The following is a 12,583-nucleotide window of genomic DNA, read 5'->3' as shown; positions in this document are numbered from 1 at the left end:
CCATGAAAGAGCCGCCCAACTTCCTGCAACGCTTTCACGGCACGATCGCCGTGCAGGATCGCATGCGCATGTTTCACCATAAGCCGGCCACGATCTGGCTGACCGGCCTGTCTGGCTCCGGCAAATCGACGCTCGCGTTCGCGCTCGAGGAGCAACTGATCGCGCTCGGCCACGCGTGCTACGTGCTCGACGGCGACAACATCCGCCACGGCCTTGCCAGCGACCTCGGTTTCGCACCTGAAGACCGGCGCGAAAACATCCGCCGCGTCGCGCACGTCGCGCAATTGATGAACGACGCCGGCCTGATCGTGATCACCGCGCTGATCTCGCCGATACGCGAAGACCGGGCGATGGCGCGCGAGATCATCGGCCACGACAAATTCATCGAGACCTATCTGGCCGCGTCGCTTGCCACCTGCGCAAGCCGCGATCCGAAAGGGCTGTACGCGAAAGCGAGAACGGGCGAAATCAGTTCGTTTACCGGTGTGTCGGCGCCCTACGAAGCGCCGAGCGCTCCCGAGCTTCACGTCGACACCGGAACGTTGAGCCCCGCCGAAAGCGTTGCGAAAATCTTCAGCTATCTGCGCGACAAATGTCTCGATACCACTGCGCACCGCGCCACTCACGAAGCGGGCGACTGACTGGCTCTCGAATCATCGGCCCCAAAAGAAAAAACCCGCTTGTAAGCGGGTTTTTTCTTTTGGGAAGCGCGCGTTGCGGCGCACTCCCCTGATGGACATCCAACCGGGCCTCATCGTGTGATCCAGCCACGAGGCTGAACCACGAGACCCGAGCGGAATTACATGTCCATGCCCATGCCGCCCATGCCGCCGGGCATGCCGCCAGGCATCGGTGCATCTTCCTTCGGCAGTTCGCAGACAGCTGCGTCGGTCGTCAGCAGCAGACCAGCAACCGAAGCTGCGTTTTGCAGCGCCGTGCGCGTGACCTTCGTCGGGTCCACGACACCTGCGTCGACCAGGTCGACGTACTCGCCGGTCGCTGCGTTGTAGCCGTAGTTACCGTTGCCAGCAGCAACCGCTGCCACGACGACGCTCGCTTCTTCGCCACCGTTGGTGACGATCTGGCGCAGCGGCTCTTCCATTGCGCGCAGAACGATCTTGATACCTGCGTCCTGATCGGCGTTAGCGCCCTTCAGGCCGGCGATCGCCGTGCGTGCGCGGATCAGCGCGACGCCGCCACCAGCCACGATGCCTTCTTCCACAGCTGCGCGCGTAGCGTGCAGTGCGTCTTCGACACGTGCCTTCTTTTCCTTCATTTCGACTTCGGTCGCAGCACCGACCTTGATCACTGCAACGCCGCCTGCCAGCTTGGCAACGCGCTCTTGCAGCTTTTCACGGTCGTAGTCCGACGTCGCTTCTTCGATCTGCTTGCGCACTTGCTTGACGCGAGCTTCGATGTTCGCTGCTTCGCCAGCGCCGTCGATGATCGTGGTGTTTTCCTTGCCCACCTCGATGCGCTTCGCCTGGCCCAGTTCAGCCAGCGTTGCCTTCTCGAGCGTCAGGCCGGTTTCTTCAGCGACGACCTGACCGCCGGTCAGGATCGCGATGTCTTCCAGCATCGCCTTACGACGATCGCCGAAGCCCGGAGCCTTGACAGCAACAGTCTTCAGGATGCCGCGGATGTTGTTGACGACCAGCGTTGCCAGAGCTTCGCCTTCGACGTCTTCAGCGATGATCAGCAGCGGACGGCCAGCCTTCGCAACCTGTTCCAGCACCGGCAGCAGATCACGGATGTTCGACACCTTCTTGTCGTGCAGCAGCACGAACGGGTTGTCCAGAACGGCGACTTGCTTGTCCGGGTTGTTGATGAAGTACGGCGACAGGTAGCCGCGGTCGAATTGCATACCTTCAACGACGTCCAGCTCGTCTTGCAGCGACTTGCCGTCTTCGACGGTGATCACGCCTTCCTTGCCGACCTTGTCCATTGCTTCAGCGATGCGATCGCCGATCGACGAATCGCTGTTCGCCGAGATCGCGCCGACCTGTGCGATTTCCTTGTTGGTCGTGCACGGCTTGCTGATCTTGCGCAGTTCTTCGATTGCGGCTGCAACAGCCTTGTCGATACCGCGCTTCAGGTCCATCGGGTTCATGCCCGATGCAACGTACTTCATGCCTTCGCGGACGATCGATTGCGCGAGAACCGTAGCGGTCGTCGTGCCGTCGCCTGCGTTGTCGCTGGTCTTGGAAGCGACTTCCTTGACCATTTGCGCGCCCATGTTCTGGAGCTTGTCTTTCAGTTCGATCTCTTTCGCGACCGACACACCGTCCTTGGTGACCGTCGGGCCGCCGAAGCTACGCTCGAGGACCACGTTGCGGCCCTTCGGACCCAGCGTGACCTTCACTGCGTTGGCGAGAATGTTCACGCCTTCGACCATCTTGGCACGGGCGGAATCACCGAATACGACGTCTTTAGCTGCCATCTTCTAACTCCTTGAATTCTTTGGATATGACCGGGAAAAGTAGCGGCGTTGCGCTTACTTCTGCACCACGGCCATGATGTCTTCTTCGCGCATCACGAGCAGTTCGTTGCCGTCGACCTTGACGGTCTGGCCTGCGTACTTGCCGAACAGAACGCGGTCGCCGACTTTCACGTCGAGCGCAATAGCCGCACCCTTGTCGTCACGCTTGCCCGGGCCGACTGCGAGGATTTCGCCCTGATCCGGCTTTTCTGCCGCGGCTTCGGGGATCACGATGCCCGACGCGGTCTTGGTTTCTTGATCCAGACGCTTGACGATCACGCGATCATGCAAAGGACGAAGGTTCATACATACTCCTCTCTTGATTGAGACTGAAGAACGCTGGGAAAACCCGGCTGGCTGGGCCAGCCGGCGATGTTGTTAGCACTCTCGTGCAGCGAGTGCTAATTATATGGACGGGTGGTGACAAATTCAAGAAGTGGGGGATGAGGCAATGGCGTGTCGATGTCGAAATCCGCTGCCGAGATTCGCTTAACCGGGCAGCCTGTTTACTTAAGCCGGAAACTTCGCGCGGTATCGAAACCGGAAATCGCAAACTTTTTCTCAGTAAAAACAGTCATTTATCATCGCGTCGCAGGACAAGCCCACTGCTCCGCTCCATGCTCGGCAGAAGCGTGCGACGCTGGCTTGAGCGCGTCGGCGTGACTGAAGCCGTCCCAGGGAAATCCCCGAGCCTGGGCGCAGACGCGTGCTCTCGACGATTCGGTCCGCCGACTGTGGGTGAATCAAAGGGACAGCGAAATGCGCTCGCCCGAATACAAGGACAGCCCGTACTGTTCGATCGCGCCCAGGACTCGCTGTTTGCCTAACTGGAAAGCGAGCTGGATCTGATGCTCACTGCTATCGCGTGCCCCTAGCTGTTCGCAGACTACTTCATGCGGTAGACGGAAAGCGCGGTAGCCCCAGCCAAAGGCGTACGCCGAGAAGCAGATTGCAGCGTCGTCGCACGGAGTGAGCGCGATCATCTGGATCGACAGGGTGGTCATCATGCATATCCGGTCAGAAGGGTTGGCTGCTGCTGAACCGATTATAGAGCTTCGCTTTTACAGCCCGGTCACGAGGCGAAGATGACCTGGAGATATTGCTGCAAAGGAAACGACCGCCTATGTTCGGGAGCGGATATTGGGGCGGGCGTGACTGACTCAGCCGCTCAGCAACTCAGTGCCAAAGCCAACAGATCAACTGGCGCCCAGCAAATATCATCAGATCATCAGCACTTCGGTTTTGGCGAGTATCCGCCGCATACAGATCTGGCGCACTGATCGTGCCGCCGCGCTACCTGATGTCGCGGGCGCGAAGCGATACTCCCGGCAAAAGTCAGGAATATGCGCGGCGAGATAATCCTGAAGCACCCAGCAGACACATTGCTGATCGATCGATAACTGGCGTACTTTGCATGTCCGGGGAAACGTCAGACAGCGGTCCCGCGGCTATGCATTGACCGCATTTACCGGGACTCACTTCGTGACGACGCAAGTTGAATTGCATCCCTGTCAACAGATCACCACGTTCTGCCCGGCTCATTTCAACCAACGCAATGCGGAGTTGGATTCCCGCAAGTTGGATTCCCGCAAGTTGGCATTTCACGGATACGGGTCCTCGACCTGGCTATTTCGATGAAACCGCGATCGACCGACTGCACGGGTTTTCTGATAATCGCGGCGTGCATCGCTGTCATCATGCATCCCTCACCGGCAGCGGCGCAGGCATGGCGTGACCTGGCACCGCAACCCGCGCCACCGGTACCGCGAAGCGCATCGTCACCATCGTCATCAGAAACGCAGATCGAGTCCGCACGGATCGCGGTCGACCGGCTGGCCGGGCTCGTCTTCGAACCCGCCGGCGCGTCGATGCCTTCATCGCCGACGCCGGCCGCACCCATCATCGCGCGAGGACTGCCAGTACTCGACGACGCCTTCCTGCAGAGCTTCGCGACGGGCCTCGGCAAGCCGCTGACGTTCGGTCGCCTCGCCGAAATACGCCGCGCGGTGGTCGCGCACTACCGGGCGGCGGGAAAGCCGCTCGTCGACGTCTACGTGCCGGAACAGGACGTCAGTTCGGGCGTCGTGCATATCGCCATTGCCGAATTCAGGCTGGGTCGGGTTCATGCAAGCGGCAACACCCACTTTTCGAACAGTCTGCTGGAACGTGAAATGCCGCTCGAGCCCGGCGCACCGATCCCGCAAGCGTCGGTGTCGAAGGGGCTCGCCGTGCTGAACGCGAACCCTTATCGACGGGTCGATGCTGTTTTCACGCCCGGCGATGCGGCGGGCACCACCGACGTCGTGTTGCAAACCGAAGACCGTCTGCCGCTTCGGGTCAGCGCGGGTTACGACAATCAAGGTGTGCCGGATCTCGGCCGCGATCGTTTTTTTGCAGGCGTAGGCTACGGCAACCTGTTTGGTCTCGATCAGCAGATCGCCTATCAATTCACGGCCAGCAACGATTTCTTCAGCGGCAATCCGGATATCGAAGGCCGCCCCAACCGCGCCCGCTTCACCGCGCACGCGCTGAACTACACAGCGCCACTGCCATGGCTCGACAGCATCGAGTTGTTCGGCGTCTACGCGCAAAGCACGCCACGCTTGCCCGACGCGTATGGGCAAACGGGCATTTCCGCGCAGTTGAGCTTTCGCTACGACTTGCGTTTGCCGACCATCACGGACACGGCACAGTTGATCCAGATCGGATACGACTTCAAGCGCAGCAACAACGATCTGGAATTCGGCGGCTCGCAGGTCTTCAACTCGAATACGCACATCCACCAGTTCGTGCTGGCTTACGACATCAGCAAGCCGACCGAGGCCGGCACCGCGCACGCCGCGGCGACACTCGTCGCCAGTCCGGGCGGACTGGACGGCAGCAACCAGGACGCGGCATTCAATGCCGCGCGGCAGGGCGCGACGGCCCGGTACATTTATATGCAGTTGACGGCGTCCCGCGCCACCGCGCTTGGCGCCGGCTTCACGCTGATCGCGAACGGAACGTTTCAGTGGACTCCGAACACGTTATTGCCGAGCGAGGAGATGGGGCTTGGCGGGGAGTCCAGCGTGCGAGGCTACGAACCCTATGTCACGCAGGGCGATCGCGGCTGGAACATTCAGACGGAGGTGCGCACGCCTGCGATCCCGCTCGGCGCGAGCAATGCGGCTGTGCAGCCCTTCGTGTTTTTCGACGCCGGCCGGCTATGGAACACGATCGACCAGCCAGCGGAAAATAACCCCGGTCTGCTCGCGGGCGTCGGTGCGGGCGTGCGTTTCCAATGGTCACGGTTCGTGGATTTGCGCTGCACGTATGGCGCACCGTTACGCCCGGCGACGCCAAATGGCTCGAAGGCGCCGATCGTGCTGTTATATGTGTCGATCGGAACGTGAAGCGTCGGTTGTCGACGTCTGGCCGCGGACACCTAGCGGCCTATCGGAAAGCAGCCCGACTGACTGACTCCGCGCGTGGTTATTGCGTCAGTTGCCAGCGCAGCACCGGATGCGTCGCGCCGGCAGGCATCGCCCACACGCCCGTCGAGCTGAAGTCATACCCGACGAAAGACGTCGGCGTGCTCATCTGAGCGGTGGTCAGCCCGTTCGCCGCGGGAATCGGCGTACCGTACACGACGCCGATTGTGGCGCCCGTGGTGTCGGTGTTCCAGTACACATCGTTCGCAATCGTGCCTACATTGGACCGCGCGATGCCGATCGGTCCATAAAACACCGGCTGGTTCACCGGACCGGTTGCGAATGACTGGGTGATTGTTCCCGAGTTATAAGCGACGAGGCCGGCCCCCCCGCATTGACTGGAGCGGCAGCCCGGAAACGTCGTAGAGCCGGTTGCATAAGACTGGCTGATCGTGCCAGTGTTGGAGCCGGCGAGGCCACCACCGCCCTTGGCGTTGTAACCCGACGACACGACAGGACCCGTGGCGAACGACTGGCTGATCAGGCCGTCATTCTCGCCCACCAGACCACCGACCCAAGCCCCCCCCGAGCTGACGGCGGCGCTGCTCGAAGAACGCAGGATCGAGCCGGCGTTGACGCCCACGAGCCCACCGGCTGACGAAAAGTCGATCGGAAGCCCCGAGCTGGGATTCAGGGTCGCCACCGTACCGGCCGTGTTCACGCGCAGGACAGTACCGTTGTTCAGGCCGGCAAGTATGCCCATATAGAAGCTCGGGTATCCGATAAGCCCACTCACGTTAGTCGAATTCGCCGTGCCCGAAATGCCGAGGTTGCGTACGACACCCTGGGTACCGATTGCACCGAACATGCCCACTAGTGGCTGTGGCGGTTCGTCCCCGCCGTAAATCAGAAACCCGCCCAGCGTGAGCGAGGTGATCGTATTGCCTTGTCCGTCGAACTGCCCCGTGAACGGTGCGCTAACGTTGCCGATTGGAGCGAAGGGGCTGCTGCTCGTCGCGCTCGCATCGATGTTCCTGCCGAGCGCGTAGTTACCGTTGAGATCGTTGGCGACATTCGACAGATCGGTCAGCGAGTTCACAAGCCTGTACGGGGTGATCTGCGTAACGAGGCCGCTGAATGCGGCGGGCATCCATGCCGGATTGCTCAGTTGGGTACCGGCAACGTATGTGCCGTTCATGTCGTAGAAAGCACTCAGCGCACCGGTGCTCTTCGACCAGTCGAGCGTGCCTTTGTTGGTGATGCCGCCGCCGTTGTCGATGCCGGTTGCGTCGGCGCGCAAGCTGAGATTGCCCGCGCCCTGGTTCGCGATCGTCGCACCGCTCCTGATCGACACGTCGCGGTACGCGGCGAGCGTCAGCGAAGCGGGACCGCTCCAGTTCAGTTTCGATGCGACGTCGATGTCGCCCGTCGCGCCTGTCGTGCCTGTCGTGGCCACATGGACGGAAGTGCCTGAATTCAGGCTGCCGCCCAGTGCGCGTGCAGCGGATTGGTCGATCGTGAAGCTGGGCGTCGAGAGATTCCATTCGCCCGCATGCACGGCTGCCGTGGCGCCGAACGCCATGCGCGCCGCGTCGGTGTCGACCGTTCCACCGCTGCCGTTTGCGTTGGTGGCCGTGATCACGCCCGACTGCTCGACACGGCCGCCGTCGGCGACGAGCCACACATGGCCGTCGCGATTCGCCGTGCCCGTCGCGCGGATGCGCGTGCCACCGCCGGCGAGCGCAAACACGTTGCCATCGGCGCCCTGCAGGCTGATCTGCGCGGCCGCGATGCTTCCGCTGTTGAGAACCGTACCCTGGCTACCGGTCTGCACGAGCACCTGTTTGCTGCTGGCCGAGTCCTGCAACAGCACCTGTTCGCCGACGGCCAGTTCGGCCGTGCCGTTCGGCGCTGTGATAGTGCCGGCGTTGGTCACGGCGTGTCGCGCGATCAGGAAGATGTCGCCGCCGGTCGAACTGATCTTGCCGAGGTTGATCACGCTCGCGTCCGAATTGCCCGACAGAACAAGCGCGCCGCCGTTCATGAACGCGCTGTCGCTTGCGTCCAGCGTGGATGCTACGAAGCGTCCGCCCGTCGTCACCGTTCCGGATGGCCCCACGACGACGCCCTGCGGATTGATCACATACAGGCTGCCCGTTGCGCTGAGCCTGCCGAGGATCGCGGAGGGCGAACCACCCGTCACCCGGTTCAGCGTCGCGCCATTGCCGTTATTGAACGTGACGCTGTTGTTCGCGCCGATCGAGAAGCTGTTCCAGTCGATCACACCGTGTGTCGAACCGGGTTGTGTGATCACGAGTCCGTTGCTCGTGCCCGCTATCGTGCCGGTGCCGGCGACATACCGGCCGCCGTTGGGTAGGACGCCCGCCGCGCACGCGGTGTGCGTCAGGTAGAGTTCTGCGAATGAAATGCCGATCACGAGCCAGATGCGTCCGGCTGATTTCTGACGATGCGTTATGCATCGCGCAAGCGGAGATCGTCCTGAACGTGTCATACATCCCTCTTTCAGCGTGGGCGCGGATTACTTGCCAATAGCTCGCAGCGCCGCCCGGAACCGCGCAAGCCCGAGCGTCTGGGCACGTGTTTTCCGTCCAGGATCTGGACCGGGCTGTAACGGGTGACATCCGTGGCGTCTCCGTTAGAAGCCCGTCCTCAAGCATATTGTTCATTCGCTAGAAGAAAGCCGACGCATCGTCGCGTACGTGGGGAAGCGCACATATGGTGCGTATTCGTCGTCAGCGGACACGATGATGCTGAGCCTTCGTGTTCGGACTTGTCTTCCGCATCGCTGACAATCGACGCGTCGAGACCATGGTTCAGACAGTGAAGGTTCTAACTTCGACGAAGAATCCATGTTCATGCTTCAACAACGCACCGGTGACCGTTACCGACGCGCCTTCGCGCATCGGGTCACTCAGAAGCTGTCTCAGTCTCTCGTAGGCGGTTGCTTCGTCCGGTTCCAGCGGCCAGTTTGATTTCGTAGCGAAATTCCATTGCACTTTAGCGCTGGCCTCGAGCGGTGCCAGCCAGACCGTTGGCCTTGTTTGATTGCCGAGCAATATCAGCAATCCATCTTTCTCCTCGATCGTGCCGCTCAGGCTCATCTCGATCCCGCGCAATGAGTACGATGCATTGGCGATGCGCCCAAATTCCTGGCGCCAGATGTCGAGATCCGGCAGTCTGTCATCCTTCAGGAAGACCGAAGCAGTCGACGTATAGGCATTGGCCTCCTCGAGAACGCTTTCGACTCCTGTCAGCCGGCGCAACGCGCCCTTCGCGCCGCCCCAGCAACCCGCCAGTCCATACAGGCAGGTCGGCGTGATCCCCACGGTGACGAGCGGCGTTGTCGCCGTTCGACGCGTCTCCACGTCTTTTTCGACGGGACCGGGCCGCGCTTCGTTGAAAACGACGCCCCTCGGCACGAACGCCGCCGGCGCGGCCTGACGCGCTGCGATGCGCACAATATGGCCCACGGAAGGCGTTCCTTCGGCGTCCACCACGAACAACATGTAGTGACCCGGCGGACAGACGTTTGGGTTCGCTGGTGCCGTGACCTTCAACGTAGCGGCGCCCTTTTCGAAGGTGAGCTTGCTTAACCGCTGGTTCTGATCGCATGAGTGCGTGACCGACGCAAGCCGTATCAAGGTTATTGTCGTGATTGTGATTGCGTTTGCAACTTGCAGCGTGACTGCGTCGCCATAGAAGATCTCGTCCGGCGCGCCCGAGAAAGTCGGACGCTGACGAAACATGTACGGCGGAGAGAATAGTTGCGCGTTCGAGTGCGTGTCCTTCGCCGGATTTGCCACGTTGTTTTCGGGAGCGTATTCGCCACCGCCGGCACTGAATACGCGTCCGTCGGGAAGCAGCACCGCGGTCGAGTGATAGCAACGATCAACCGCTTCTTCCGCCATGATGGTCCACGTTCCGGTTGCCGGATCCCAGATTTCCGCCGCGTGGATCGGGGAACCGATATCCACATCGTTGAAGTTCGGCCCTTGGGTTCCACCGGTGACAAGCACGGTGCCGTTCGGAAGGATCGTCGCGTTGTGCTGGCGCCGCCGAAAATGCATTGGTGAGGTTGGGTGCCACGCCGGATTCGGGGAACCCAGATCTATCGTTTCGGCACCGCTCGCGGGCAGGTTCGTACCGGCGTCAAGACCGCCACCGATGTAAATCACCTTGCCCGTGTCGTACATCACTGATGGTGCGTAATCCCGAAGACCCAGCGCGCGAGACGGGCCACGTATCCAGGCGCCTCCACCGCTCGTATCCAGAAAGAAACTTTCTCCTTGTGCGCCCGACATGAAAACATGTCCCTGCTTTGGCTCGATGTGGAGCCGCGGAAACAGCGTCAACCCATCATCGAAGTCGTGCAGCGATTGCCATCCGGTCCCTCGCCAGACCTGCGGCGTTGGGTTGACGACGGTATTGTTCGGTGGCGGTTGCAACGGACCTGATGCAAAGGACCCGGACAACACCAGCGCTCCGCCGTCGGGCAGCGTCACGGCAGAGGGGTACCACCGGCCGTTGTTCATCGGTTCTTCGGCTGTCCACAGATCCGTCGCGGGATCATAGATGCAGCTCTGGTTGACGCCCTGGCTGTCGAACAGATGCCCTCCCGCGACCATCAATCTTCCGTCCGCGAGGAACGTGTGACCGGAGCAGAACAGGTTGACGGTGGTGCCGTCTTTCAATGTCGGCTGGTTCTTCGTCTCGGTGCTGGTCCCGGTTTCCGGATCCCATAAGTAGGTTTGGGAGACGTGGTCGTTGAGCGTGGCAAAGACATCGGAGCCGAACTCTTTTCGACGGCCCCAGTAAAGAATTTTGCCCGTCGGCAGCAGATGCGCGTGGATCGCGACGTTTTTAAGGTCGATCGGCGTCGACCAACGTCCCAGTCTGGCCGGATCGGGCTCGGGAGCGGTCGTCTCCAGTCCCAGTTTCAAGGGGGCCTTAAAGCTGGCCGAGACCTTGTACTGGTGATCCGCGTTCGACGCAGGCAACCCAGCCGCGGTCACTCGAAGCGTGTAAAAACCTTCCTTGCCCGCAGTCGTTGTCAGCGTCGGCGCATTCGCGCTCGTCAGCGTGATCGTTTCCTTTTGAATGTTGTCGGGAGCCAGCAGCTCCAGGCTTACTCTGGACGAAGCGTTCCAACCCGAACGATCGAGCGTCAATGTCGCCGTGACGGGCGAGCCTTGCGCACACCATATCCTGCCTGCGTCGACTGTCGTGCCGTTCCTGCAAGGCAGGATGTCGAGGTCGGCCGCACCTTCGAAATCCTGGCTCACGCCATGCGATGCCGGGGCCAACGCCCTATCCTGACCACTGCGGCTATAGCAGACGTATCCCAATCCGTTCGAGTTCACGGGCACGCTCACCGTCACCGCGCCGGTCTCGTCCGTCATCAGGTCAGCCCCATGTCCCGTGTAGTCGTGCAACAGGACGTTGGAACCGAACCCGGTGTCCACCCGGATCGTTCGCATGCCGCCGGGATCGTTGTTCAGCGCCACCAGGAGATGCGGACCGCCCTTTCTTTCATAGGCAAAGACATCGAAGTCCTTCCATCTCTGCACCGTCGTGCCAGCGGCCAACACCTCGTGGATCCAGATGAGGTTATCGATTTGCGGCTTGAGCCCGTAGCATTCGGGGCTGGTGCTGTAGTCCTTGTAGAACACGCACGGATACCCCTCCGAGGTCAGGATGTAGGCATAGGCCAACATCTTGTTCGCGACGATCTTCTGCGCGCTCTGGAGGTCCGTATCGTGGTTCTCGACGAACGTGACCGCGTTCATCGGCGAGATGCCGGCCAGCCCCGCATGATCGAGGTCGGCCATGTTGAAGCGACCGGGATTGTTGCACATGCCATTGAGCAGGAACTTCAATGGAAAGTCGAACGCGCTCGGGCGCCCCGCCATCCCTTTTGGATTGAATATCCACTGGTTGATCAGCGCACGGTTCCCATCGAAGAATTCTCCGACAGCGAACTTTCCCGCCATCGCTTTGCTATTCAGAAACGGGAGCAGAAAGTCTGTCGAAAGCCCTTTCACGTCGTCGATCCGATAACCCTGCGCGTCGAGTGCGCGCGTCATCCAGTCAGCGGCAGCGATGAGATTGTTGAAAACATAGCGCGACGGTTTCGCGTTGATCGGCGCCAGTTCGCGTCCGAACGGAAAATCATCGGCGACCGGTCCGCCGAGGTTGGGGTCGCGAGGCACCTGAGGCGCGTGTGCTCCAACGAAATTGGACGGATCCTTTGGGAAGCGTCCGCGATTCGGCGAACCGTCTGCCCCGGGATAGCGAAACACGAAAGGCGTCGTGTCGCCTGATCTTTGATGTTCCACCATGTCCAGGTACACATCGAGTCCGTTGGCACGCAGAACAGCGACGCAGCGTTGCAACTGCTCGCGTGATCCGTAGCGCGTCTGCACCGATCCCTTTTGCCGCCTGGAGCCGATGTCGTAGTCGTCAAATGCACCGTAGCCATCCGCGCCCTGGTTGGCCCCCGATGCCGTCTTGAGCACGGGCGGCAGCCAGACAGCAGTGAAGCCGGCAAGGCCCAGGTCGTGAGCCTCCGCGGCCAATCGGTCCCACCACCAGGTCCTTTGACTGCCATCCGCTGGCGACGGCAACGCACGGTTCGGCGGCAACTTGAAAAAGCCCTGCAGAAGTACGCCCATCT

7 protein-coding genes are annotated in these 12,583 nt (G+C 61.2%); 2 read left to right on the top strand and 5 right to left on the bottom strand.

All coding sequences use genetic code 11. From position 1 onward, the window contains the following. The first annotated feature begins 2 nt into the window (after window positions 1–2). Window positions 3–641: an adenylyl-sulfate kinase gene (gene cysC / locus L0U82_RS03110; RefSeq protein ID WP_233828419.1), complete on the top strand. Its 639-nt coding sequence runs from the start codon at window positions 3–5 to the stop codon at window positions 639–641. A gap of 158 nt (window positions 642–799) precedes the next feature. Here the strand turns inward: cysC and groL are convergent, their stop codons facing one another. The 3 genes from groL to L0U82_RS03095 all read right to left on the bottom strand — a co-directional run bounded on the left by groL (window position 800) and on the right by L0U82_RS03095 (window position 3,486). Continuing rightward, the gene (gene groL, locus L0U82_RS03105) at window positions 800–2,440 is read right to left on the bottom strand and encodes a chaperonin GroEL (RefSeq protein WP_233828418.1); all 1,641 of its coding nucleotides are present in this window, start codon (window positions 2,438–2,440) and stop codon (window positions 800–802) included. A gap of 54 nt (window positions 2,441–2,494) precedes the next feature. Continuing rightward, window positions 2,495–2,785 carry a co-chaperone GroES gene (gene groES, locus L0U82_RS03100; RefSeq protein ID WP_008923887.1) on the bottom strand — a complete coding sequence of 97 codons (291 nt, stop codon included), beginning with the start codon at window positions 2,783–2,785 and terminating at the stop codon, window positions 2,495–2,497. Between the two features lie 437 nt (window positions 2,786–3,222). After that, window positions 3,223–3,486, bottom strand: a complete 264-nt coding sequence (locus L0U82_RS03095) for a hypothetical protein (protein ID WP_233828417.1) — start codon at window positions 3,484–3,486, stop codon at window positions 3,223–3,225. Window positions 3,487–4,176: 690 nt separating this feature from the next. Between L0U82_RS03095 and L0U82_RS03090 the strand changes: the two genes are divergently transcribed. After that, window positions 4,177–5,871 carry a ShlB/FhaC/HecB family hemolysin secretion/activation protein gene (locus L0U82_RS03090; RefSeq protein WP_267929301.1) on the top strand — a complete coding sequence of 565 codons (1,695 nt, stop codon included), beginning with the start codon at window positions 4,177–4,179 and terminating at the stop codon, window positions 5,869–5,871. Window positions 5,872–5,950: 79 nt separating this feature from the next. On the opposite strand, the gene L0U82_RS03085 is transcribed toward L0U82_RS03090, so the two are convergent. Next, window positions 5,951–8,401: a two-partner secretion domain-containing protein gene (locus L0U82_RS03085; RefSeq protein ID WP_233828416.1), complete on the bottom strand. Its 2,451-nt coding sequence runs from the start codon at window positions 8,399–8,401 to the stop codon at window positions 5,951–5,953. Between the two features lie 322 nt (window positions 8,402–8,723). Continuing rightward, a complete protein-coding gene (locus L0U82_RS03080) occupies window positions 8,724–12,581 on the bottom strand; it encodes a galactose oxidase-like domain-containing protein (protein WP_233828415.1) in 3,858 nt (1,285 codons plus the stop codon). Window positions 12,582–12,583 lie beyond the last annotated feature (2 nt).

Source organism: Paraburkholderia sp. ZP32-5 (genome assembly GCF_021390495.1).
Classification (GTDB): Bacteria; Pseudomonadota; Gammaproteobacteria; order Burkholderiales; family Burkholderiaceae; genus Paraburkholderia.
This window is presented reverse-complemented; position numbering and strand designations above follow the sequence as displayed.